The following is a 25,482-nucleotide window of genomic DNA, read 5'->3' as shown; positions in this document are numbered from 1 at the left end:
CGCTTTTGACCTATCTTTAAGACCCAAAACGAGCTGACCGTGAATGAAATAGATGAATACATTTCCAAATTCCCCGAAGAAGTTCAACAGCAACTTCAACAAGTACGGGCTATCATTAAAAACATAGCGCCCCAAGCCATTGAAAAAATGGCTTATGGTATGCCGGGTTATAAAACCAATGGAAAGCCGCTCGTATACTTTGCAGGGTACAAAAATCATATCGGTTTTTATGCAACACCTTCTGGGCACGAAGCATTTCAAAATGAGCTTTCTAAATACAAGCAAGGAAAAGGGTCGGTGCAGTTTCCTCTGGACCAACCCATTCCTTTCGAGCTCATTGAACAAATCGTTAAGTTTAGGGTTGAGGAAAATGCTAAGGCCAAATAAAATTTCATGCATCCACGAATAGAAATACTGCCCAAAACTATTTTGGTTGGGAAAAAGTCAATCACCTCCTTTGCTCACAACAATACCTTTGAACTATGGAAAAGCTTTTCACCCCGTAAAAAAGAAATAGAGCACACTATCCATAATAAAAGCTATGCGGTTGAAATATACCCAACTACAACATTTTTTCAAAATTTTGACCCAACCCAAGAATTTGAAAAGTGGGCAGCCATTGCCGTTACCAAAATAGACAAGGTTCCCAATGGCATGGACACCCTTATAATTCCCGAAGGATTGTATGCCGTGTTTCCATACAAAGGAAAACCCAGCGAGGGCATGGAAACTTTCAAATATATGTATGGAGAATGGCTTCCAAATTCGGAATACGAAATGGACAGCCGTCCCTATTTTGCACTAATGGGTGACAAATACAAAGGGGAACATCCAGATTCTGAGGAGGAGTTTTGGGTTCCTATCAAGAAAAAATAAAAAATCGTTTAGCCCATTTCAAAGTGCTAGGAGAAGTCGTTTTCAAAAACAATGATCATACGTTACAAGGCATTGGTCCGTAATCCGTATCTTAGTTATCCTTTTGCCAAGTATATGATTAGAAATTTTGTCTCTCTTATAGTTTTACTATTGATTTTTTCCTGTACCGAAAAAGCACAGAAAGAGGTAAGTTCCATTGACCCCGTGAACTGGAGCAACAGAACTGCCACCATTTCAGTTCAAGACTCATTAATGAGCGGAACATCGTACCTATCCGTATACTCCGAAATTTACAGTGAAACGGAACACCGCACCCACAATCTTACGAGCACCATAAGCATGCGAAACACCAATCTAAGGGACACGATTTACATCAATAAGGCAGAGTATTTTGATACCAAGGGTAACCCTATCAGGACATATTTTGACGAAACCATCTATATTAAACCAATGGAAACTGTAGAAATCGTTATCGATGAAAAGGACCGTTCCGGAGGAACAGGAGCCAACTTTTTATTCCAATGGTCCATTAAGCCCTCCTCTCACGAACCCTATTTTGAAGGTGTTATGATTTCCACCTCTGGCCAACAAGGACTCTCTTTTACCACAGAGGGCAAACGTGTGGAATAGCTTCTCTATATGCACAAATGTCATAGTTTTACTCAACCGATTATAGTATATTGTAGATACATTTTGGAAATTCCTTTCCATGTACACATAAGAATTTACTATGACAGATTTACAAATCGCCAAAGGCGTTTCGCTGCAACATATTTCCTCCATTGCTGAAAAATTTGGTGTCGACCCTTACAATATTGAATTGTATGGAAAATACAAGGCCAAACTTCCCCTGAATGCCATAAATCGGGAAAAAGCACAGAACAGCAACCTTATTTTGGTATCGGCCATTTCCCCGACCCCTGCCGGTGAGGGCAAAACCACTATGTCCATCGGTCTTTCCGAAGGTTTGAACCGATTGGGGAAAAAATCTACCGTAGTATTGCGCGAGCCTTCGTTGGGCCCTGTGTTCGGAATCAAAGGAGGGGCCACGGGAGGCGGGTATTCCCAAGTGTTGCCCATGGAGGACATCAATCTGCACTTTACTGGCGATTTTTCCGCCATAGAAAAAGCACATAACCTATTATCGGCGATTATCGATAATAATATCCAAAGTAAGACCAATTCGTTGTTACTGGACCCTAGAACTATAGGCTGGAAACGCGTTATGGATATGAACGACCGTTCCTTGCGTCAAATAATCGTAGGTCTGGGCGGTACTACTTCGGGTGTGCCCAGAGAGACCGGTTTCGACATAACCGCAGCATCTGAAATTATGGCGATTTTATGTTTGGCGGAAAGTTTGAGCGATTTAAAAAAGCGATTAGGAAATATTTTTGTCGGCTATACCTACGATAAACAACCTATCTACGCAAAAGATTTGAAAGCTGAGGGTGCCATGACCGCTTTGTTGAAAGATGCCATAAAACCCAATTTGGTGCAGACCATTGAAGGAAACCCGGCCATTATTCACGGTGGACCATTTGCCAACATTGCACAGGGGACCAATTCCGTAATTGCCACCTTGATGGGAATGTCCTATTCTGATTACACAGTAACCGAGGCTGGTTTTGGTTTTGACCTCGGAGCCGAAAAATTCTTTGATATCAAATGTCAAAGTGCTGGCCTAACTCCAAAAGCTGTTGTACTCACCACTACAATTCGAGCTCTAAAATATCACGGAGGAGCCGATTTAAAATCGTTAACGGAACCCAATGTCGAAGCCTTGAAAAAAGGACTTCCTAATCTGGAAAAGCATTTGGAAAATATCGGTAAGTTTAAAATGGTGCCTGTAATCGCCATCAACAAATTTATATCTGACACGGAGGAAGAGATTGCCGTTGTCAAGGCATTGGCAGCGTCCAAAGGAATACGGGTGGCCTTGGCCAATGTTTGGGCCAAGGGAGGTGAAGGTGCCGAGGAACTCGCCAAAGCGGTCGTCGATATCGTATCATCCAAAGAATCATCATTTAAACCTCTTTACGATTGGAATAGCAGCGTAACCGATAAAATTGCTACTATTGCGACCGAAATTTATGGCGCGGAATATGTGGACTATACCGCGAAGGCGAAAGCTAATTTGCGTAAAATAACGGATTTAGGACTAGATCATCTACCAGTTTGTATCGCCAAAACGCAAAAATCGTTATCCGATAATCCAAAACTTTTGGGCAGGCCAAAGGATTTTATCATTACCGTTCGGGAAATTGAAATAGCGGTCGGAGCTGGCTTCCTAATCCCTATCACAGGAGACATCATGCGTATGCCAGGATTACCAACGCGCCCCTCATCCGAAGGTATCGATATAAACGATGACGGGGAAATTACAGGTTTGTTCTAACACCCTACCATCTCGTTCGGATTCGAACGATTATTGAGTTAAAATACTGAAAACAGGTCTCGACTTCGCTCGACCTGACAACCTTTACGAAATTTAACAAATTAGATTTTTTGTAACCAGTAACGCATGTCCACTTCTTTGGAGATGATATCTTTCACCTCTGAAAGTTTCACGCGTTTTTGGTCCATGGTATCCCTGTGGCGAATGGTCACGGTATCGTCTTCCAATGTTTGATGGTCCACGGTAACACAGAAAGGCGTTCCAGCCGCATCTTGACGACGGTAACGACGACCTACGGCATCTTTTTCATCATAATCCACATTGAAATCCCATTTTAACTCATCGACCAATTTTTGTGCTACTTCTGGTAATCCGTCACGTTTTAACAAGGGCAGAACGGCAACTTTGTTTGGTGCCAAAACTGCTGGAATCTTCAACACAGTACGAGTGGAGCCATTTTCCAATTCCTCTTCTTGCAACGAGTTGGAGAATACGGCCAAGAACATACGGTCCAAACCAATGGAAGTTTCCAAAACATAAGGGGTGTAGCTCTTGTTTTCTTCGTGGTCGAAATATTGTAGTTTTTTACCTGAGTATTCCTCATGCTTGCCCAAATCGAAATCGGTACGGGAGTGGATTCCTTCCAATTCCTTGAATCCAAACGGAAACTTAAATTCGATATCAGCTGCAGCATCGGCATAGTGGGCCAATTTTTCATGATCATGGAAGCGATAGTTGTCCTCGCCCATTCCCAGTGAAAGGTGCCATTTCATTCGTTTTTCTTTCCAAGCTTCGTACCACTCCATTTGGGTGCCCGGTTTTATAAAGAATTGCATTTCCATCTGTTCAAACTCCCTCATTCGGAAAATAAACTGACGGGCTACAATCTCGTTACGGAAGGCTTTACCGGTCTGGGCAATCCCAAACGGAATCTTCATCCTTCCGGTTTTTTGTACGTTCAAAAAGTTGACAAATATACCTTGCGCGGTTTCCGGGCGAAGGTAAAGGTCCATCGCACTATCTGCAGAAGCTCCCAACTTGGTGCCGAACATCAAATTGAACTGTTTTACGTCGGTCCAGTTTTTAGATCCAGAAAGTGGACAGGCAATCTCCAATTCCTCTATCAAAGCCTTAACATCGGCCAAATCCTCATTGGCAAGGGATTTACCCATACGTTTTAAGATGGTATCGGCCTTTTCTTGGTAGTCCATCACCCTCCGGTTGGTGGTCAGGAACTGTTCTTTATCAAAGCTATCACCAAAACGTTTTTCTGCTTTGGTAACTTCCTTATCGATTTTAGCTTCAATTTTGGCAACATAGTCCTCGATAAGGACATCGGCACGGTATCTTTTTTTGGAGTCTTTGTTGTCTATCAAAGGGTCGTTGAAGGCATCCACGTGGCCAGAGGCCTTCCATGTGGTGGGGTGCATAAATATGGCAGCATCAATACCCACGATGTTCTCATTGAGCTGCACCATGGCCTTCCACCAATATTCACGAATGTTCTTCTTTAGCTCGGCACCGTTCTGTCCGTAGTCATAAACAGCGCTAAGTCCATCATAGATCTCACTAGATTGAAATACATAACCGTACTCCTTCGCGTGGGAGATAACCTTCTTAAAAATGTCTTCCTGATTTGCCATTGGGCAAAAATAGAATTTTACCTAAAAAGTAGTATGCTATTTCAGCTGAAATTCAGTCGAAGCCAACAATCTTTCGTCCTCGAACACATTCAGGGTATAAATTCCTTCGGCCAACGAGCCCTCTGGAACGGTGATGGCATCGCAAATACTGATCTCTTTTCCAGTATAAACAATCTCTACCTTTTTGCTATAGGTATTCCCGCTAACCGAAATGGTATTGGCATTGTCCTCGATAATGGCCATATTGGGGTCCAAAAATTGTAGATATAGCACCTTTATGTCCCCTCGAGAACTGGCGTCGCTTAAAATGGTGACACATCCTCTCAACTTCTCGATTACTGAAGCCTTGTTCGTTTTGATGGGCCTGCCCGCCCTTAATCTAAATCCGCTTCCTTCAGCATCCTGTAATTTGAGATAACTTTTGATACGGAGTTCCTTAGTGAGCTCCTTATTGGTTTCGCGAAGCAAGGATTCCGTTCGCTGCATATTGTTGGCCCTGCCCCGAAGTTCTTCCAGTTGTTTGATGGTTTCATCGTACTTGCTGGCCAATAAACTATTGTTATAGCGCAAAAAGTTGTTCTTGAGCTTAAGACTGTCAAAACGCAATTCCAATTTTCGTAGTTCTTTTCTAGTGTCCTTCAGTTTGGTAATACTAAAGTTTAACCTTCCTACCGAGTCTAGAAGTTGCTGTACCCGAAAACGTGATGTCTGTAGCTCAATTTCGTTCACCTCGTTCAATCCCGATAACCGGTCGACCTCAGCCCTCATCAATGTCAAATCTTTTACCAAAAGCCCTTTTTCCTCTTCTAGGTAGATCATTTGGTTTTTGGACTGTGCATAGCTGTAATAAAAGGCAATAAGTATACCCACAATGACCGCTGCCATTGCGGCAAAGATAATTTTGTAGTTGAAATTATTATCTTGGGAGTTCATGGGGTTGACAGACTACTCTAAATTGTATAAGATTTGACACCAAAAAGGTTGGCTAAGATAATAAACGAGATTAACAACATCCTATTGCCAAGGGTATGTTTTGGATGTAATACCCAATTATTTAGTGGAGAACGTATTTTGTGTGCCGTTTGTCGACATGATGTGCCACTCACCGATCATAACTATCTGGAAGAAAATGCAGTGGACCGTAGATTTTATGGTAGAATCCCGATAAAAAAGGCTGCTTCTTTTGTTTTTTTTACAAAAAATGGCCTTGTTAAAAATTTATTGCACTGGTTAAAATACAAGAATCAGGAAGAAATCGGAGGCTTTTTTGGGGAATGGTGTGGTGCCCTTTTAATGGAAAATGGGCAACTAAACAATATTGATGCTGTAGTACCTGTACCTCTTCATCCAAAAAAACTAAACAAACGCGGTTACAACCAAGTGGCACTGTTTGCCAAAACCATTGCAGAACAAATTGGCGCGACTTATTGCGATGATTGGCTGATCAAAACAAAAAACATAAAGACCCTTACCAAAAAGAATAGGCAAAGCCGTTGGGAAAGCTCAAAGGATGCTTTTACTTTAAATGCATCAAACCACCGGAAATTTAAACATGTGCTCTTGGTGGACGATGTGATTACCACGGGAGCCACCATTGAATCTTGTACCAAAACACTTCTACAACAAAAGGGCGTATCGGTTTCGGTATTGACCATGGCCGTTGTGCCAGAGGGTTAAAATTTATTAATGCGAGGCCCAAGTTTTCAAATTAGTTGTTTCTTTGTTCCACATTATTTTTAGGCATGGTGTACTTAAAAAAACTGTTGGGACTTCTTTTTGTTACCTTTATGGTGCTTGCCCTTTGGCAATGTGCCAAACGAGGTTCCCCGAGCGGTGGACCCAAAGATATTACACCTCCTAAATTGGTTCGGGCGGAACCTAAAAACTTCAGTACTAATTTTAAGGCAACAAAAATTCGTCTCTATTTTGATGAGCTCATCAAACTGGAAGATGTGCAAAACCAATTGGTGGTATCACCTCCATTTAAAAACCCGGCCACAATATCTCCCATGGGAGGTCCAAGCAAGTATATTGAAGTGATAATTAAGGATACGCTCCGCGAAAACACGACCTACACCATTAATTTTGGACAAAGTATTGTGGACAACAACGAAGGCAACCCCAATAGCTTCTTAAGCTACGTTTTCTCGACTGGCGACTATTTGGATTCTCTTACCCTGACCGGTGCGGTAAAAGATGCGATAAACAGAAAAGCAGATGATTTTATCAGTGTAATGCTGTATGAAATAGACAGTGCTTACACAGATTCCACTATTTACAAACAACCACCCTTATACATCACCAACACGGGTGATAGTCTTCCATTTTTTGAGCTCAGGAACTTAAAGGCAGGAAAGTATGCCCTATTCGGATTGAAGGATGTGAACAAAAACAATATGTTCGACCAAGGACAGGATAAGATTGGCTTTATCGAGGACACCATAACGCTACCCACCGATTCTATTTATGGACTAAACCTGTTTCGTGAGCAATTGAATTACAAACCTTCTGTGCCCAGTTTGGCGGCGAACAACAAAATCATTTTTGGTTATCAAGGTGATTATAGGGATATGGTGATTGAAACCTTGACGACCTTGCCCGATTCGGTAAGCAGTACCATATTAAAAGAAAGGGCCAAGGACACCTTAAATTACTGGTTTACGCCAACGGATTTGGATTCCATTATTTTTACGGTAAGGAATGATAAGGTTCAGGTGCTGGATACATTCACGGTAAAGATGCGAAACTTGCCCATGGATTCCTTAAAACTATCAGCCTCGGTGAACGGAAAGTTCAATTTTGAGGACACGTTCAGCATTTTGGCCAATACGCCGATTGCTGCTATGGACACCAGCAACATATCCCTAATGGTGAGCGATTCCATCCCTGCTGCATATACTTACGAACTGGATACCCTTCGCAATAAGATAGATTTTGATTTTGAAACGGAGCCCAACCAAAAATATTCCTTTTCGTTGTTACCGGGCGCGATAACTGACTTCTTTGGCATCCAAAACGATTCTTTGGCCTATAACCTATCCACCAGTAGCTTTGCAGATTACGGTAATTTAACAATGATTTTGAGCGGAAACGTTACTTTCCCTGTAATTGTTCAGCTAACCAATGAAAAGGGTGAGGTACAACGGGAGATTTTTGCCACCGAACCCCAAGCTTTTGAGTTCAACAATTTGAATCCGGGGAATTATGTTGCCCGTGTTATTTTTGATGAAAACGGTAACGGGAAATTGGATACGGGAAATTATCTTGAAAAAAGGCAGCCTGAAGAAATTAGCTACTATCCCGGAACTATTGAAATTAGGGCGAACTGGGAAAAGGAGGAAACCTTTATCCTATCAAACTAAAGTTATCGCGGTCCTCTAAAAATCGTAGTTGCTTTCTGGTAGATGTAACATGCTCTTTGTTCAAGGTAGCATACAAAATTTCTTCATTTTCGGAGAAGGCCAGTGGTTCCCCAAGTACATCATAAACTCCTGAATGCCCTGGATATTCGTAATCCAAACCGTCCGTACCAGTTCGGTTTACCCCAACACAATATGCCATATTCTCGATGGCCCTTGCCTTTAGTAGTGTGTCCCAGGCATTGATTCTCTTACTTGGCCAATTGGCCACATAGATCAGTACATCGTAATCCTCCAGATTTCTGGACCAAACCGGGAATCTAAGATCATAACAGATCATTGGACAAATTTTGAAGCCTTTATATTCAAATATGAGCTTTTCACGGCCTGCCTCGTATACCTCATCTTCACCTGCCAGCGTAAAGGTGTGCTTTTTGTCGTAGGCTGCTACTGTTCCATTGGGGGATGCAAAGAACAATCGGTTGAAAAACTTTCCGCTTTCTTGAAAAACAATGCTTCCGATAAGCGCCGTGTTGCTTTCTTGGGCGATTTTTTTCATCCAATCGAGTGTTCCCTTGCTTTCGGGCAGTAAAATTTTTTCAGGCTTCATGGTAAAACCTGTGGTGAACATTTCGGGAAGTACAATCAAATCCACATCGTCCGGAATGCCCTCAATCTTTTCTTCAAACATTTTTCGGTTGCTTATCGGGTCTTCCCAGTACAAATCGGTCTGAATCAAAGCAAGGTTCAAAGTTGTGGACATCTTAGTATTTTTTTAAAAGTTCTTCCAGTTCTGTATTTCCCTGTTCCACTACCAGGTCCATAGCAGTTTTTCCCCTGGCGTCTTTAACCGTGGCATCTGCCCCATGTTCCAACAATAGTTCGGTAATCTCTTTCCTATTGAAGGTTACGGCATAAATAAGACAGGTGGCGCCCATTGCATTTTTTTGACTCACATTGGCTCCGGCATCAATCAACTTTTTTGCGATATCCGTGTATCCTTTGAAGCAAACGCCCATTAGCGCGGTATTTCCGGAACTATCTAAGGCATCTACTGTGGCACCTTTGTCGAGCAAGAATTGTACAATGTCCTCATGCCCATAATAAGCGGCCAACAACAATGGGGTAGAGCCTCTTTGATCTTTGCTTTCCAAAAATTTTGGGTTGTTGTTCAACAGGTTCTCTACAGCTTGTGAGTTCCCGTTTCGTATCTGGTTAAAGAGTTCTTCTTTATTGTTCATAGGTGATTGAAAGTTATAAAAAAACTGCCATAACCGAGTGGGCCATGGCAGCATTTGCAATTAATTTTCTTTTTCTATTTTTTGCTTCGAATGGATTAATCCAAATCAAAGCGATCTAGGTTCATCACTTTGGTCCATGCTGCTACAAAGTCTTCAACAAATTTTTGTTTTCCATCTTCAGCTGCATAAACTTCGGCTACGGCACGCAATATAGAGTTGGAACCAAATACCAAGTCCACACGTGTTCCGGTCCATTTTACTTCGCCAGACTCACGGTCGGTTCCTTCGTATAACGATTTTTCCTCATTTATAGCTTCCCATTGCGTACCCATGTCCAATAGATTTACAAAGAAATCGTTGCTCAACACACCAACTCTATCGGTGAATACTCCTTTCTTTGAACCATCAAAATTAGCGCCCAATACACGTAATCCTCCAACTAGAGCCGTCATTTCGGGTGTAGTAAGAGTAAGCAATTGAGCTTTGTCCACCAAAAGGTGTTCTGCCTGTACTTTTACCCCTTCCTTAACGTAGTTCCTAAAACCATCGTACTTTGGCTCAAGATAGTTGGTGGACTCTATTTCGGTCTGCTCTTGTTTTGCATCATTACGGCCAGGGTTAAATGGCACCTTAATCGAAAAGCCTGCATCACTGGCTGCTTTTTCAACAGCTGCACTACCGGCCAACACAATCATATCAGCCAAGGAAATTTTCTTCCCTCCACCGGCATTTTTGTTGAATTCATTTTTGATACCTTCAAGTGCAGAGATTACTTTACCAGTGTCCTTGTTAACCTCCCAACCATTCATGGGTTCTAAATTGATACGAGCTCCGTTGGCGCCGCCACGCTTATCGCCGCCACGGAAAGTGGAAGCCGACGCCCAAGCGGTATACACCAAATCAGAAATGGGTAGACCAGATGACAATACTTTTTCCTTTAACTCTTTTACATCCGCATCGTCTACCAAAGTATAATCGATTGCTGGAATAGGGTCTTGCCAGTCTAGCTCCTCTTTTGGCACTTCTGGACCCAAATAACGGGAACGTGGTCCCATATCACGGTGGGTCAACTTAAACCATGCACGCGCATACGCATCGGCAAAGGCTTGTGGGTCCTCCATGAATCTGCGAGAAATTTTTTCATATTCGGGATCAAAACGAAGCGACAGGTCGGTAGTCAACATGGTCGGTTTCTTGTTAGGTCCTCCAAAAGCATCGGGAATTATGGCATCAGCATCCTTTGCCACCCATTGGTGTGCTCCTGCAGGGCTTTTTGTCAATTCCCATTCGTATTTGAACAAGAACTTAAAGAAATCGTTGCTCCATTGTACCGGAGTAGACGTCCACGTCACTTCCAATCCGGAAGTAAAGGCATCGGAGCCCTTTCCTGTACCATTTTTATTGACCCATCCAAAACCTTGTAATGCCAAATCCTCTCCTTCGGGGTCTCCACCTACCTGCTCTGCATCTCCATTACCATGTGTCTTGCCTATGGTATGCCCGCCAGCTATTAGCGCCACGGTTTCCTCATCATTCATCGCCATACGCTTAAAGGTCTCCCTTATATCGTGTGCTGCAGCTATCGGGTCGGGATTTGCGTCAGGGCCTTCTGGGTTTACGTAAATCAATCCCATTTGAACTGCGGCCAATGGGTTTTCCAAATCACGCTCCTCTTTATTGTGGGAGTAACGGCTATTTGGTGTATCGCTCAAGGCCAACCATTCAGTTTCGCTTCCCCAATACACATCTTGGTCTGGTTCCCAAACGTCCTCACGACCTCCTGCAAAACCAAAAGTTCGGAACCCTGTGGACTCCAAGGCCACGTTTCCGGCCAATATCATTAGGTCTGCCCAAGAAATTTTCTTGCCATATTTTTGTTTAACGGGCCATAACAGTCGACGTGCTTTGTCCAAGCTCACGTTGTCCGGCCAGGAATTTAACGGTGCAAAACGTTGCTGACCACGTCCTCCTCCTCCGCGACCATCACCGGCGCGATACGTTCCTGCACTATGCCAAGCCATACGTATGAACAATCCGGCATAACTTCCAAAATCAGCCGGCCACCAATCCTTTGAATCGGTCATTATGTCCAAAATATCTTTCTTCAAAGCTGCGTAGTCCAGTTTTTTGAATTCCTCCGCATAATTGAATTCCTCTCCAAATGGATCTATTTTATTTGAATGCTGGCTCAAAAGTTCCAATTTAAGCCTATTGGGCCACCAATCTTGATTTTGGGTACCGCTTCCGGCCACTTGTTTCAGTTCGCCGTTCAGAAAAGGGCACATGCCCTCATCTGCACCATTAGCCAATTCTTTACTCATGATATTATAGTTCTGTGTTAATTAATAGCTTCTGTAAAATTACATGATTCACTTTCCAAACAATAGATAATCGATATTAAAATACTATTAAATAATAGTCATCATCTATTTTAATCCATCTGAATAATGTGTGTGCTGGACGCATCTGCATGCTTTCCTAAATTTAAGGATTTCTTTACTCATTCGTTAATTTATTATTTGATATTACTATTTGAATTATCTTTAAAGTACTAACTATTAAGAAACTGTATAAAAAAATAAAAACGCCATTACAAATGAAAAAATTACTCTTCCCTTTAGCCATTGTTCTATTTTTCGGTTTTACCAAAAATCCAGGAACACAACTTGACCCAAAGGACAAAGAATGGATCATGAAACATTTAACAGAAAGTCGAGAACACATGAAACAAGTATTGGATGGACTTTCCGATGAACAGCTCGACTACAAGCCCGACCCAACCTCTTGGTCCATTGCCGAAAACGTGGAACACCTTGCTCTGACCGAAAAAATGTTCATTGAATCGGTACATAAAAGTGTGGCTGACGGCCCTAACCCTTCCCTAAAAGACTCACTAGTATTTCAGGATGACCAAATCATGCCCATGGTCGCGGACAGAAGCCAAAAAGTAAAAACATCCGAACCCTTTGAGCCAAGTGGACAGTACGGGTCCACGGAAGAAGCCTTGGCGGCGTTGCTTGCCATTCGCCAAGAACTTATGGAGTATGTTGAAACTACCGAAGATGATTTAAGAAACCGTTACGCCCAACTACCTTTTGGCACTGTAGACGCCGCACAGCTCATTGTTTTTATCGCAGGACATATGGAAAGGCACGTGCTACAAATGGAGGAGGTGATAGAAGATGAGGATTTTCCGCAAATGTAATGGATAAATTATAGGCTTTCCTTAACAATAATTAGCAAACCCTTTCCAGACAGGAAGGGGTTCTTTATTTAATTTTGGATAACCTAAAATAAGATATTATGAAAAGGATACATTCAGTTGTGATGCTTACCATTTTTCTATTTGCCATTTCCATATCGGCCCAAAGTAGAAAGGATGAAAAAATAATGGCCGATGCTGAAAAGGCAAAATCCACTTTATTGGAAACCAGTCCTAGCTTGGACGGTTTTTTTGAGAATTCTGCCGGTTATGTCATATTCCCCAATGTTGGTAAAGGCGGTTTTATTATCGGTGGCGCATCCGGTAACGGTGTGGTTTACGAAAATGGCACCGCTGTAGGTATGGCCGACCTTAAAAAATTGAACATTGGCCTTCAGGCTGGTGGACAGGCCATCATCGAAGTAATTTTCTTTGAAACCGACGTGGATTTGCAACGCTTTAAGACCGAGAAGTTCCAGTTTGCAGCAGAAACCTCCGCAGTTGCCTTAAAATCAGGCATCGCCTTTAATGCCAAATATAAAGATGGCGTAGCTGTTTTTGCACTTCCAAAAGCTGGTCTTATGGCCGATGCTTCGGTTGGTGGACAAAAATTTAGTTACAAGGCATTTTAAAAACTAATCCCGAACCCCTGGGGAAAAATCCTCGGGGGCATTTTGGGGCAGATTCGTAGTGCCCGCATCTCCCGAATCGTTAAAAATAGTCCATTCACTAAAAGTGTAAACAGGATTTCCTTCCAAAATATCAGGATTTCGGATGGCGCGGCCATCAGTAAATTGATGATTTGTGCCAGTCCCCTGTTCACCAATTACCCCAAACATATCTATTACTGTTCCAAAAGGGTCAACCAACTCCAAATTATCATCGCCATTGGAATCTGCCGGACTGTTGGTGGACACACCCAAATCGGGAGCGAATCCGTAGACCAGTTCAAATTCTGCCGCGTTGGGAGAAATGACCAAGATACTTCCAGAGCCAATCATCAAACCTGACAAATCGATTGTGGAACTTATTTCTGTGTTTTCATTCGTATACCTGCGAAGGGTCCATAAGTTTAAATCCAATGGTTCGGATGCGGAGTTGTACAATTCTACAAAACGGGCTCCGGCATTGTTATCGGGGTCGGCCAATTCCGAAATAAAAATTTTATTGGAAGTAAACTCTGTTATAATTTCTGGGCAACGTTCTTCGGTAAAATTCACATCTTCCAAAGTTCGAATTACAAGTTGTGGCAATTTACCGTCTTTGGTCAAAATCGCGGTAAGCATTCCATTTTCCTCAGGTAATGTTTCCGATTGGAAATCGGCATAACCACTGTTCACAAGCTTAATCCCGTTTTCTTCGCAATCCACTAGTGTTCTTTCAGTTTCTTCCTGGGCAACAGCATAGGTTTCGCCCAAAATTTCTTCAGCAAATTCAACACTTTCCAATTGCACCAATATGTTCGATGGCAAACTGTCCATTTCGGGAATGGTGGCAATCAATGGTTCTGGAAGGCCTGCTGCATCACAGGAAACCAAAAGATGCTCAAGAACTTTTCCCTTGGGCAATCTTCCTATGGAAAGGTTCCCAAAAGAAGAAAAAGCACTCCCGATTCGAATATTGCTTCCTCTTTTGCCCAGATATAGGTCTTTTAGCTTCACCAAGACTTTGCTCCCGACCGGAAACAGTAAATGTGATTCCCTCAAATCCATTTCCAGTTGAATCCCTTTTGATGGATTGCTCAATGCATTTTGAAGATACAGCGCCCCGAAAAAGTTACCCGCCCGATCGGATGAAATCACATACCCTTCCAAAATCAAATCGTCTTGAATCTGAATTACATCATCTTGCACCAGGGAGTCCAATTCTTCAAAAGTGATGTTCGCTGCCAAATCGGTTGTGCAACTTGAGTCTAGTTCATCAAATTCTCTTCCATCCACGCAACATACAACAGACATCAAACTGATGGCTCCCATAATTTTAAAAATCAATTTTTTCATAAGTAGGTTTTAAAAGCTGATAGCCAAGTTCAAGAAATAGGTTCTTCCGTAACTGTACCAATATTTTGGGGCGAAGGAGGGCGAACCACTCTGGTTGTCTTGTTTCAGCTGTCCAAAATTTCCGTTCCTGCTCTGTTCATAGCCACCGGTGCGGAAAACTGTATCAAAAACGTTGTTGATGCTTGCAAAAAAGCTAATGTACTTTCCATCAATCAACCAAGATTTACCCCCGACCAGATTGAGTAAGTAGATATCGTCCAGTTTATTTTGCTTTAGCAATTTTGACACATTTTCTTCCGAAGCATCGGGAAATGGTTTGCCTGTTTCAGGATCCATCAAGAAACTGGACGTTCTGGTAATGGTGGAAAGATTGCTATAATTATTCGTGAGATAATTGGTCGTGCTGCTTACCCACCAATATTTTGGAGCTCGGTAGGATACGCTGAGCGCCAATGCAGTTTGCGGCCCTTGGGCCAATTTTAAATCCTTTAGGTCGGCAATGCCCAAATCTATATTTCCTTCGGGAGCAATCAGGTCCTCTTCGGCACCTGCAGTATCAAAATTGATTTGAACGGAGGGGTCACTGGCATACACATAATGCCCCACATTTCCTGCTGCGGTCAACTTTACGCTGGATGATGCTTCGTATTCAAATCCGAACTCGATGCCCTTGTGAAGCCTGTCCAAGCCCGTGATTACTTCCTGAACAAAATCGGAACCCAATCCTGAATCCACAAAAAAGAAATTGATATCGGTGGTATGCTGGAACCTTGTGTAAAATGCACTGACTCGTCCCGTTAAACTGGGCAAACGGACAAAATAGCTTAAATCGACACTGCTCACCACCTCTTTCTGAAGCTCGGGAACTATTTCATTGTTTTCCCGTGGATTGATAAATATATTCTGAATGATGGGAGGTCTTTCCACCATTGCCGCATTGGCCGTAAACCAATGTCGTCCCGTTAAAAAATAACTGAATCCACCTTTGTATGCCAAGTTGGAAAAGGTGATTTTCTCACCCGACCCAAAGGAATTTTCCAAATAGCGCTCATTTTTGAAGAGTCCATCACGCTGTACATTAAAATTGGAGTACGAAGCCGACACAAAACCATTCCACTTCTTCGAGGTAAGTTGTACTTGGGCAAATCCTTCCATTTGAGATGCATCCAAACTGTAGTGATAATTGAACTTTTCTCCTTCGGTTTTCTGTAGTTCTCCATCGACATTGTTTAAAGTATTGGAAAAGGTGTCCAGTCCATATCCTCGTGATACGAAGCTGCCAATAAATCCAAAATCATGGCATAATTCTCAGAGGCGGTGGTCTTATAATTCCCTCCAAATCCCAGTTTGATGAAATCATTCAACGTGTAATTGAAATTTGTGGCTCCCGAAATGGTGGTATTTTGGGCAACATCATCATAAAGCAAATAAGCTGCCTTATCATTATTGTTGGTATTGGCTTCATACAATTGTTTCCAATCTAATTGTGGGTTTTCCAAAAACGCTTCTTTGGCCAAGTTTGCATTGATAAAATCTGCTCCAATAGAACTGTTGATGTGGTAACTGGGCAAATAACGATAGTACGTTGGGTCGGGATTCGGCGCATTGTAATAGCCTAGCCTGCTTCTGGAATTGATTCCTGTTTGATAGGCAACACCAACATTCCAATTGAATTTTTTCTTGTTCAGAGCATAGTTGAAAAGGAACAAGGGTTCAAAAATCTCTCGCTCCCGTGAATTCCGGATTTTACCGTCTTGCTCTCCCCAATACGGATTGTATTGACCTCCCATTAAATCAAAAACTTCTTCCGTCAAGGCAGATGAGCGTCCACGACGGTTTCGTGCCAAAATCAAGGTAAAAGTGATACTATTTTGTGGATTGAATTGGTATTCCACTGCTCCAAAAAAGGAATAGGCATCGTACAATGTGCCCTCCACATAGCCTTCCTTGGCCCATCTACGCGAAGCGGACACGGAATACGCCATCCCGCTTGGCTTTTCTCCCGAATTATACGTCGCCATTAACCTACCGCGATAGGTTCTGTTGGAAAATGATGAGGATAACCTTAGGCCTGGGCGGAAACCAGAGGGTCGGGTATTGATGTTTGTGTTGCCCAAAATTCCACCGAACGTGTACGGATTCAACGTTAGGCTATTGGTAAATTCTTGATTTCGGACCACATCATTAAGTCCGCCCCAATTGTTCCATTGCGGTCTACCATCAAAAAATTTGTTCATTGGGATTCCGTTCATCAACACTTGGCCATTTCGTGAATCGTAGCCACGGATCTTAAAAAAAGCCTGTCCAAAATCAAAAGCAGCTCGGTTCAGAAATATATCGCGGGTCGATTGCAATAATCCCATCGAGCTGGAAACAGATTCGAAATCGTCAGAGAGGTCTCCATCGGTAAGGGAAATCAAGTTATCGGTTTGTTCGTGGGCAATGTCCCTCTCTAGATAAATTATTCCCAAATCAATCGGGTTTCCTTCCAAATAGACCGAAAATCGCTTAGAAATAAAATCCAAAGCTGATATTCGAAGCATTTGTCCCCCAGTTTCGGTCAAGGTTATTTCAAACTTGCCTTCGTTGTCGGTTACGAATTCTTGAGAAGTGTTTTCTATGGCAATTATGGCATTGGAAATAGATGCATCCAACCCTTTCTCCATCAATTGCCCTGTAATGCGAGTACTTTGTTGTGCGTACAGCAAATTGGAACAACAAAGCAAGGCCAATGCTGTGGCTAGCCTCATATCTTATTGTAGGTTAAGTAAGTAAATAGGGGTTGTAATTGCTGTACAAACTGCGAAAAAGCAAACAATTCTACTTATTTTAGCTACAAAATCAAAATAAAATGCGATTATTAATATGCCTACTTGTATTAATATCGACCTCACTTTATGGACAAAAGTCCAAGACATATACCTTAAGAACCATTGCTTTTTACAACTGTGAAAACTTGTTCGATACGGTAAATGATTCACTCACTTTTGATGATGACCGAACTCCCGAGGGTAGTTATCATTGGACGCAGGAGCGCTATCTACAAAAGGTAGAGAACCTATCCAAAGTCATTTCGCAAATTGGTGCCGAAACTTCCAAAACCTCCCCGGATATTGTGGGGCTATGCGAAGTCGAAAATTTAGATGTGCTGGAAGATGTAGTGCAACATCCCAATTTAAGGGAGAAGGATTACGGCATCATCCACTTTGATTCCCCAGATGCGCGCGGTATTGATGTGGCACTGCTTTATAAAAAGTCAGCGTTTATTCCTTCTTCGTTTAAAAGTCATCGGCTATTATTGTTTGATGAAATGAGCGAAAGGAAATACACGCGCGACCAATTGGTGGTGGGCGGCACCATGGATGGTGAAGAAATTCATTTTATTGTGAACCATTGGCCTTCACGCAGGGGCGGGGCTGCTAAAAGTTCCCCTTTACGTGTTCGGGCGGCTTTGTTGAACAAGCGGATTATCGATTCCATCCAAGAATTAGATATGGATGCAAAAATTATTTCCATGGGCGACCTGAACGATGATCCCATTGATGACAGTTTGAAAAAAATCCTGAAAACGAAGGGCAAAAAGCGCCAATTGGATAGTACTAGCCTATTCAATCCCATGGAAGCGATGTTCAAAAAAGGAATCGGTTCGTTGGCCTACCGAGACAAGTGGAACTTGTTTGACCAGATTTTTATGACATCCAATTTGGTGACCGAAGACCACACTACATTATCCTTCTGGAAAGCCGGTATTTTTGCGCCAAAATTTATCCGAACCGATGCAGGCCGGTTTAAAGGTTATCCGTTGCGCACCTACTCGGGTGGTAGCTATACGGCTGGGTATAGCGACCACTTTCCTGCGTATTTGTTTTTATTGAAGGAGATGGAATGATGGATTTCCAACAAATAATCACATCGAGTGCAGGCGAGATGTTTTGTCTGCCTTTCGACTGTGCTCAAGGTGACAAAACATTTAATATCTTTAGCTCATGACAGTACGACTTCCCAAGGACGAGGACAAACATATATCCGGCACCGAGGATATTGCCCGCATTATGCAAAAGGTGCTTTGGAGACAGAACAAAATCCACAGGCAAAAGGAATATTTCTGGACCATTGGACTCAACGCTGCGAATGACATTGAATATATTGAGCTGGTGACCATTGGTACAAGCAACCGAAATATTGTTACGCCAGTACAAGTTTTAAGTTTGGCGGCAGCCAAGCAATGTCATAAAATTGTCCTCTGCCACAATCATCCTTCGGGTAACTTGCAGCCCAGCGAGGCTGATATAGCATTCACAGAACGTATGGAAAAAGCTGCCGCTATATTAGAAATAGAACTACTGGACCATATTATAATCACGGAGATAAACTACGTGACCATTTAAGGAAAAAGGTTACTAAGTAAACTGTGTAAGATTCCCGCCTTCGCGAGAATTACTTTATGCAAACCACTGTCCCCAAGGAATACGGCTCAAAATCAATAACAACCCAAGTCCGTAAAAAATAGAGATGGTCTTGAACTTACGCTCACTTTCCATCAATTTTTTGTGACGGGACCAACCTATGGTTATCAAAACCAAGGCAATAATATTGATGAATGGATGCTCTACCGCCAATAGGCGCGCAGGAGCATTGAGTCCGCCCATTCCCAAGGTCTTAATTGCTTTAAAGCCATTACCAGAAGTAAAATACAACAACAGCCCTACCAACAATTGAATATGGCTTAAAATAAGCGCAAACAAGCTTATGCGAAGGTCCTTTTGTAGCGTGAAGTCTTTTTTGCCCAACCAACCCGCTATGGCATTGATTACTGCGATAACTAAAACGGCCAAAACCACATAGGCCAAATAAGAGTGTAGGTTTTTGATGATTTCCATTAGGTATAGTTTGTGTGTCTAAAAATACGGATTTTTGGGCATAAAAAAAGCCCCTTGCAAACACAAGGAGCTTTAAATTTATTAAAAAGGTGGATTAGAAATCGTAACGCAATGTAACGTTCCAAGTTCTACCTAAACCAAAGTATCCTTGGTTGGAAACATTGATTCCTTTGTAAGTTTCGTCTCCTGGCTCTACAAAATTAGCTGTTGTAAGCTCAGAGATATAAATGTGATTCAATACGTTGTTCACGTTTGCTCTTATTTTCAACTGCTTGGTTTTGTTCATACCCAATGGCACAGAAAAAGTAGCACCGGCATCCAACAAGCTGAACGTAGGCAATTTCAAGTTTTCTTTGATAGCACCAACATCAGAATAAAGATCAGTGTAATATCTCCAATCAGAATCTACAGAAAAGTTTTTGTTGATTCTATAGGCAACACCTAAACCACCAGAGGTTTGTGCGGCACCACCAACCTTTCCTCCATCAAAATCTTCAGATTCAAAGGAAATTACGTTTCTGTTTTCATCAGTTACCTGAGTTACGGCATCGCCTTTGTACACCCAATCTCCGATAGAAGCAAAACCGTTGATACTAAGTCCTGCAACTGGACGGAATTTGAAGTCTACCTCAACACCTTGGTGCAATTGCTCTGTACCAAAGTTAGATGTATAGGTAACCACATCGTCAACAATATCAGAGCTAGAAGCTACCCTATCCTTCCAAGACGTTCTGTACAAGTTAACGCTACCTGAGAACATAGAACTGGAATAGTTATAACCTGCTTCCAAACCAAAGATTTTTTCGTTCTCTGTCAACGGGTTCACTTGGTTTGTAAAGTTCAAGTAAATGTTATCGTGGTAAGGCTGACGGTTGTAGTACCCAACGTTAGCGTAGAAGCTGTGTTGAGAAGTTGGGTTATAGCTAAAGCCACCTTTTGCGTTGTAGCCAAAGTTATTTACTTTTTCTGAATCCACACCAGGTTCGATTCCAGCTGGCAATGGCTCACCGGTCCACTGAGGAGATGTTCCATTGATTAAAGATGCATCCGCATACTGGTATGGGTCAAATCTTTGGTGGTATTGATTAGACACAGACCCTTGAAAGAAGGCAGAGAAGGTATCCGTAGCATATTCCATTTGGGTAAACAAACCTCCGTAAGAGATGCGCTCGTCGTTGCTGTATGCGATTTTTTGCTCTTCTGGGTAAGATTCGAAAGCAGCTTTCCACCCAGAAGGTTCAAATGTTTCAGTTGCAGTGGCAAACTTATAGGTACCGAAAGTACCGTAAGTTTCGTGATTGTTGTTCTGATCTCTCAAACGAATGTTCTCAGTCCAAGAATTCAAACCGTGGAAGTCAGAAACTACCCTAAAGTGCTTACCATAGTAAGTTCTTAAATCGAAACCGATGTTCCAAGTCAGGTTATCACTCAATTGTTTTTCCAAGTTGGAAATCAATCCGTACCAGTTGTGCAAGTTCATAGATGCACGTGTAATATATGCTGGATCGTCACCAAAATTCACCGCATCACCATTAGGTACAGCGGCGTTTTGTGCATAAATCGCATCATAATCGATTCTACCTTCGTCCGTTCTGATCCTGTTACCCAAGTTACCGGTTCCACCACCGTTACCCCAAGAGGCATAAAGTACAGTGGAAAGGTTGGTAGTAGAGTTGATGTTCCAGTCCCAGTTTAAGTTCGCAACTGGTTTGTGGTAGAAGTTTCTTCTTTCAGTCATATATTGACCTTGGAAAGTACCCCAGTTATTGTTGTATCTTCTTCCATACTCCAAATAAGAAGAAATGGATTTGGTAAAGTTTTGATCGTGGAACTGAGGAGCTCCAGTAATCAAAAAGTTGAAGTTGTGTGAATCATTTGGTCTGTATCCAACAGAGATGAAATACGTTTGACCTTCACCAAAGTTACCTTCGTTGTAACCATCACCTTGCCAGTGGGAAAGCATAACGCTCATACCCCAACCTTTATCGGAGATACCCGTGTTGTACCCAGCAGATGTTTTGATATAGTTGTTGTTGGCAACAGTTGCATATCCGAATCCACCTTCGTTCATCTCGGTAGCCTTGGTCACAAAGTTAACCGTACCACCAACGGAAGAAATGGCCAATTTGGAAGAACCAAGACCTCTCTGAATCTGGATACCGGAAGCAATATCGTTGATACCGGACCAGTTGGACCAGTACATCAAACCATCTTCCATTCCGTTGATTGGTTGACCGTTCAAAAGGAATGCAGTGTTGTCCTGCTCAAATCCTCTAACTCGCATGTTGGTATCACCAAAACCACCTGCTTGTCCAGAAACATAAACAGAAGGCGTGTTCACCAAAGTCATAGTAACGTCCTGCGTACCAATTTTCTCTTGAATCGTTTTGATCGGCACAGATGAAACTGCGATTGGCGTTTGTCTATCCGTAGCAAGGTCAATAATCCCTGTACCTACAACAACAACCTCTCCAAGCTCTTGTGCGTCCGGAACAAGATCAATAGTTCCAACGTTTCCTGCAGAAGTAAAGGCAATAGATTGGGAAATAAATCCCATGTAAGATACAACCAATGTTCCAGAGGATTGTTTAACCTCTATGGTAAAATTGCCATCAAAATCGGTAGTTGTTCCGTTAGATGTTCCCTTCACCATAACGGTAGCTCCTGGTAGTGGTCCTCCTAGGTCACCATCCGTAACCGTACCAGTAAGAGTTCCTTGTGCAAATGCCATCGCGGAAACCAAAATCGCCGCAATAGCCAAGTAGATTCTTTTCATTTAATTCAGTGTTTAAGTGTTTAATTAGCGCTGCAAATGTGATCCATTTTTGACATTCTACGATTAAGTCAAAGTTAAAATCACGCAAATATAGTTAACACTAAATTAACAAAACAAATTATCTGACAGACAATTGTTTAGGCTTTATGCAGGGATTTGAGCAGATGGCAATTTACTCCTTAAAAAAATGCAAAAGGTTCAATGTTGAACTGTCGTGCTTGCCAATATCTGAATTTTCAATATCGTTCAGAATATTTTTGGCCAACTGCTTACCGAGTTCCACACCCCATTGATCGTAGCTGAAGATGTTCCAGACCACGCCTTGTACAAATATCTTGTGCTCGTACATTGCGATGAGCGAGCCCAAGCTTCTAGGGGTAAGCTGCTCTATTAAAATGGTATTGGTAGGCTTGTTGCCCTCGAAAACCTTAAAAGGAAGCAGTTTTTCCAGCTCTTCGCCAGATAATCCTTGGGATTTCAATTCTTTCCTTACCTCTTCCGCGGTTTTTCCGTTCATTAGAGCCTCGGTCTGTGCAAAATAGTTTGCCATCAATTTATTATGATGGTCCACATCGCCGTGCAAAGATTTCTTGTAGCCGATAAAATCGGTCGGAATCAATTTGGTCCCTTGGTGAATCAATTGGAAAAAAGCGTGCTGTGAGTTGGTGCCAGGTTCGCCCCAGATGATAGTACCCGTTTCATGACCGACCCTGTTCCCGGCCCTATCCATGCTCTTTCCGTTGCTTTCCATGATACCTTGTTGTAGGTAAGCAGAAAAACGGTGCAAATATTGTGTGTATGGAATTATGGCCTCGGTCTCCGCTTGATAGAAATTATTGTACCAAACACTGATCAAGGCAAGAATGACAGGAATGTTTTCATCAAACGGGGTTTCTTTAAAGTGAACGTCCATCTGATGGGCGCCATTCAAAAGGGCCTCAAAATTTTCGTAACCCACAGAAAGTGCTATGGATAATCCAACTGCACTCCAAAGGGAGAATCTACCTCCGACCCAATCCCACATCGGGAACACATTTTCATCTGCAATTCCAAATTCCTTGATCTTTTCAAGGTTGGTAGATACGGCAGCGAAATGCTTTGCCACGTCCTTTTCCGACGCGCTCTTCAAAAACCATTTTTTAATGGTCATGGCGTTACTCAGGGTTTCCTGTGTGGTAAAGGTCTTGGAAACTATAACGAACGAAGTGGTCTCGGGATCAAGTTCTTTTAACACTTCGTGCACCAGATCACCATCCACATTGCTTACAAAATGAGTCTTTAAATCGTTTTGATAAAATTTCAAGGCTTCGGTCACCATTACCGGCCCTAGATCAGAACCACCGATACCAATATTTACAATATCTGTAAATGCTTTTCCCGTATGACCTTTTCGCTCTCCGGATATTATGGCTTCGGAAAAAGATTTGATTTTCTCCTTTACCTCAAAAACTTCATCTACAATGTTTTCGCCATCAACAAAAACTTTCTCGCCCTTGCTGGCGCGTAAGGCTGTGTGCAATACGGCCCTGCCTTCGGTTTGATTAATGAGTTCGCCATCAAAGTAACCTTTTATGGCCTCCGTAAGGCCCACTTCCCTGGCAAGTTCCAATAGCAACTTAATGGTTGTATCCGTTATTCTATTCTTTGAATAGTCCACCAAAAAATCCTCCCAATGGATGGATAGGTTTTTGCCCCGGCCTTTTTCGTTAGAAAATAGTTCCCTTAAATGAACGTCTTTGGTTTCTTGATAATGTTGTTTAAGTTTTTTCCAGGCTTCCGTAGTTGTGGGGTCGATTGTGGGTAGTGCCATTACTGGGTGTATGATATTAAGGTTTCTTCGGGTTCTGTAGGTGCTATGTCAATAAATTCTATGCAATCCAATTGCTCTTTTAACGGCGATATATGAGCCATGTAATCCATTCTTAATGAATCGGCGATGGGGTCGGCTTCGGGTAATTTTTCCTTTAAAGGGTCCACCTGTCTTCCGTTCTTCCAGAAACGATAACAAACGTGCGGGCCTCCTGTATTACCTGTCATTCCTACCCATCCTATTACATCGCCTTGCCGGACGAACTCTCCTCTTTTTACCTTTTGGGCTTTCATGTGGAGGTATTGGGTACTGTAGGTGCCGTTGTGTTTAATCTTCACATATTTTCCATTTCCGCCCCTTCGAGTCGACTCGGTCACGGTTCCATCTGCAGTGGCAACAATTGGGGTTCCAACAGGTGCTGCGTAATCGGTTCCTTTATGTGGGCGCACTTTGTAACCGTAGTAGGCAATCCTGCGTTTCAGATTGTATCTAGACGATAGTCGGTATCCAAATTTTATGGGCGCTCTTAGGAATGTACTTCTCAAGTTATTGGCATCTTGATCAAAATAATCCAATATGTTGTTCACGGAATCTGCCACATACGGAAAGGCATAAACCGTTTTCCCTTTGTGCTCAAAAAGTGCGGCCTTAATGGGCCCTCTTCCAGCATATATCGTATCATTAATGTATCGCTCATCAAAAACGACTTTGAACTTGTCTCCTTTTTCCAGTCGGAAGAAGTCAATGGTCCAAGCATAAATTTCGGACAAGCTTAGGGTTACGGTGTAATCGACCCCCAAATTATCCATTGCCTCGGATAGACTGCTATTGATCACTCCACCTACCTCGCGCTCCCTAAGCGTAACTTTCTTCTTGTTCTTATAGGCAACGGCCGCGGTATCGCGCAAATCCACCACGGTATAATTTATTTTGTCGTTTTGATAGATAAAGACTTTGGCCACCTCAGAAGTGTCCTTGGATTTTAGGATGATATAGGGTTTGCCCACCCTGATTTTGCGGACATCAAAGGTATCTCGGTAATTCTCTGAAATCTGGGCTATTTTGGGGTAATCCACTTTGTTCTTCAACATAAGTTCCCCAAAACTGTCGCCGTTACGGACCGTATCGTGGACTACATTGAATTCTTCAAGATTAAAACCATAATGCAATACGGGAAGTTTTTCTATTACTTCAACTTTTGCAACTTCTTCTACCGGTTGTTCCTTTCTCTGTTTGCAAGATGCCGCCAGCACAGCGAGCATCAAAATTGCCCCAAAAATTTTCTGCATTTTTTCTT

22 protein-coding genes are annotated in these 25,482 nt (G+C 42.4%); 10 read left to right on the top strand and 12 right to left on the bottom strand.

Annotated features, from left to right (window positions below):
• The first annotated feature begins 39 nt into the window (after positions 1–39).
• From GUA46_RS03010 to GUA46_RS02995, 4 genes are all read left to right on the top strand, one after another.
• Positions 40–387 (top strand): iron chaperone, encoded by a 348-nt coding sequence (locus tag GUA46_RS03010; RefSeq protein ID WP_108245828.1) that lies wholly within the window; start codon positions 40–42, stop codon positions 385–387.
• 6 nt (positions 388–393) lie between these two features.
• Positions 394–876: a GyrI-like domain-containing protein gene (locus GUA46_RS03005; protein ID WP_108245827.1), complete on the top strand. Its 483-nt coding sequence runs from the start codon at positions 394–396 to the stop codon at positions 874–876.
• Between the two features lie 114 nt (positions 877–990).
• Positions 991–1,506, top strand: coding sequence for a DUF3124 domain-containing protein (locus tag GUA46_RS03000; protein ID WP_176619543.1), 516 nt, complete (start codon positions 991–993; stop codon positions 1,504–1,506).
• A gap of 100 nt (positions 1,507–1,606) precedes the next feature.
• Positions 1,607–3,274 carry a formate--tetrahydrofolate ligase gene (locus tag GUA46_RS02995; RefSeq protein ID WP_108245826.1) on the top strand — a complete coding sequence of 556 codons (1,668 nt, stop codon included), beginning with the start codon at positions 1,607–1,609 and terminating at the stop codon, positions 3,272–3,274.
• A 101-nt stretch (positions 3,275–3,375) separates the two neighbouring features.
• On the opposite strand, the gene GUA46_RS02990 is transcribed toward GUA46_RS02995, so the two are convergent.
• Positions 3,376–4,917 (bottom strand): glycine--tRNA ligase, encoded by a 1,542-nt coding sequence (locus tag GUA46_RS02990; RefSeq protein ID WP_176619233.1) that lies wholly within the window; start codon positions 4,915–4,917, stop codon positions 3,376–3,378.
• A 36-nt stretch (positions 4,918–4,953) separates the two neighbouring features.
• Positions 4,954–5,850, bottom strand: coding sequence for a coiled-coil domain-containing protein (locus tag GUA46_RS02985; RefSeq protein WP_176619232.1), 897 nt, complete (start codon positions 5,848–5,850; stop codon positions 4,954–4,956).
• 48 nt (positions 5,851–5,898) lie between these two features.
• Between GUA46_RS02985 and GUA46_RS02980 the strand changes: the two genes are divergently transcribed.
• Positions 5,899–6,594 carry a ComF family protein gene (locus GUA46_RS02980; RefSeq protein WP_229418419.1) on the top strand — a complete coding sequence of 232 codons (696 nt, stop codon included), beginning with the start codon at positions 5,899–5,901 and terminating at the stop codon, positions 6,592–6,594.
• A 65-nt stretch (positions 6,595–6,659) separates the two neighbouring features.
• The gene (locus GUA46_RS02975; protein WP_176619230.1) at positions 6,660–8,279 is read left to right on the top strand and encodes an Ig-like domain-containing protein; all 1,620 of its coding nucleotides are present in this window, start codon (positions 6,660–6,662) and stop codon (positions 8,277–8,279) included.
• Here the strand turns inward: GUA46_RS02975 and GUA46_RS02970 are convergent.
• From GUA46_RS02970 to katG, 3 genes are all read right to left on the bottom strand, one after another.
• The gene (locus tag GUA46_RS02970) at positions 8,263–9,039 is read right to left on the bottom strand and encodes an amidohydrolase (protein WP_176619229.1); all 777 of its coding nucleotides are present in this window, start codon (positions 9,037–9,039) and stop codon (positions 8,263–8,265) included. The two genes, GUA46_RS02975 and GUA46_RS02970, sit on opposite strands and share 17 nt — an antisense overlap.
• A gap of 1 nt (position 9,040) precedes the next feature.
• A complete protein-coding gene (locus tag GUA46_RS02965; RefSeq protein WP_176619228.1) occupies positions 9,041–9,517 on the bottom strand; it encodes an ankyrin repeat domain-containing protein in 477 nt (158 codons plus the stop codon).
• Between the two features lie 95 nt (positions 9,518–9,612).
• The gene (katG, locus tag GUA46_RS02960; protein WP_218109499.1) at positions 9,613–11,838 is read right to left on the bottom strand and encodes a catalase/peroxidase HPI; all 2,226 of its coding nucleotides are present in this window, start codon (positions 11,836–11,838) and stop codon (positions 9,613–9,615) included.
• Between the two features lie 275 nt (positions 11,839–12,113).
• Between katG and GUA46_RS02955 the strand changes: the two genes are divergently transcribed.
• Both GUA46_RS02955 and GUA46_RS02950 read left to right on the top strand, forming a co-directional pair.
• Positions 12,114–12,722 (top strand): DinB family protein, encoded by a 609-nt coding sequence (locus GUA46_RS02955; RefSeq protein ID WP_176619227.1) that lies wholly within the window; start codon positions 12,114–12,116, stop codon positions 12,720–12,722.
• Positions 12,723–12,820: 98 nt separating this feature from the next.
• Entirely contained in the window at positions 12,821–13,351 is a 531-nt protein-coding gene (locus GUA46_RS02950) for a lipid-binding SYLF domain-containing protein (protein WP_176619226.1), read from the top strand.
• Positions 13,352–13,354: 3 nt separating this feature from the next.
• On the opposite strand, the gene GUA46_RS02945 is transcribed toward GUA46_RS02950, so the two are convergent.
• The 3 genes from GUA46_RS02945 to GUA46_RS16805 are packed head-to-tail and all read right to left on the bottom strand — an operon-like array spanning position 13,355 to position 17,469.
• The gene (locus tag GUA46_RS02945) at positions 13,355–14,719 is read right to left on the bottom strand and encodes a DUF5689 domain-containing protein (RefSeq protein WP_176619225.1); all 1,365 of its coding nucleotides are present in this window, start codon (positions 14,717–14,719) and stop codon (positions 13,355–13,357) included.
• Between the two features lie 9 nt (positions 14,720–14,728).
• Positions 14,729–15,889, bottom strand: a complete 1,161-nt coding sequence (locus tag GUA46_RS16810) for a TonB-dependent receptor (RefSeq protein WP_229418418.1) — start codon at positions 15,887–15,889, stop codon at positions 14,729–14,731.
• Positions 15,890–15,948: 59 nt separating this feature from the next.
• The gene (locus GUA46_RS16805; RefSeq protein ID WP_229418417.1) at positions 15,949–17,469 is read right to left on the bottom strand and encodes a TonB-dependent receptor; all 1,521 of its coding nucleotides are present in this window, start codon (positions 17,467–17,469) and stop codon (positions 15,949–15,951) included.
• A 101-nt stretch (positions 17,470–17,570) separates the two neighbouring features.
• Between GUA46_RS16805 and GUA46_RS02935 the strand changes: the two genes are divergently transcribed.
• Together GUA46_RS02935 and GUA46_RS02930 are read left to right on the top strand one after the other, a co-directional pair.
• Positions 17,571–18,608 carry an endonuclease/exonuclease/phosphatase family protein gene (locus GUA46_RS02935; protein WP_176619224.1) on the top strand — a complete coding sequence of 346 codons (1,038 nt, stop codon included), beginning with the start codon at positions 17,571–17,573 and terminating at the stop codon, positions 18,606–18,608.
• A 97-nt stretch (positions 18,609–18,705) separates the two neighbouring features.
• Positions 18,706–19,107 (top strand): JAB domain-containing protein, encoded by a 402-nt coding sequence (locus tag GUA46_RS02930; protein ID WP_176619223.1) that lies wholly within the window; start codon positions 18,706–18,708, stop codon positions 19,105–19,107.
• Between the two features lie 54 nt (positions 19,108–19,161).
• Here GUA46_RS02930 and GUA46_RS02925 read toward each other — a convergent pair whose 3' ends face one another.
• The 4 genes from GUA46_RS02925 to GUA46_RS02910 all read right to left on the bottom strand — a co-directional run bounded on the left by GUA46_RS02925 (position 19,162) and on the right by GUA46_RS02910 (position 25,474).
• Complete coding sequence (locus GUA46_RS02925) at positions 19,162–19,599, bottom strand: hypothetical protein (RefSeq protein WP_176619222.1); 438 nt, start codon at positions 19,597–19,599, stop codon at positions 19,162–19,164.
• A 94-nt stretch (positions 19,600–19,693) separates the two neighbouring features.
• Positions 19,694–22,375, bottom strand: a complete 2,682-nt coding sequence (locus GUA46_RS02920) for a TonB-dependent receptor (protein ID WP_176619221.1) — start codon at positions 22,373–22,375, stop codon at positions 19,694–19,696.
• A gap of 172 nt (positions 22,376–22,547) precedes the next feature.
• A complete protein-coding gene (pgi, locus tag GUA46_RS02915) occupies positions 22,548–24,185 on the bottom strand; it encodes a glucose-6-phosphate isomerase (RefSeq protein WP_176619220.1) in 1,638 nt (545 codons plus the stop codon).
• Entirely contained in the window at positions 24,185–25,474 is a 1,290-nt protein-coding gene (locus GUA46_RS02910; protein WP_176619219.1) for a M23 family metallopeptidase, read from the bottom strand. The genes pgi and GUA46_RS02910 overlap by 1 nt, the downstream gene beginning before the upstream one ends.
• Between the last annotated feature and the right edge of the window lie 8 nt (positions 25,475–25,482).

This window comes from Flagellimonas chongwuensis (assembly GCF_013376415.1).
Classification (GTDB): domain Bacteria; phylum Bacteroidota; class Bacteroidia; order Flavobacteriales; family Flavobacteriaceae; genus Flagellimonas; species Flagellimonas chongwuensis.
This window is presented reverse-complemented; position numbering and strand designations above follow the sequence as displayed.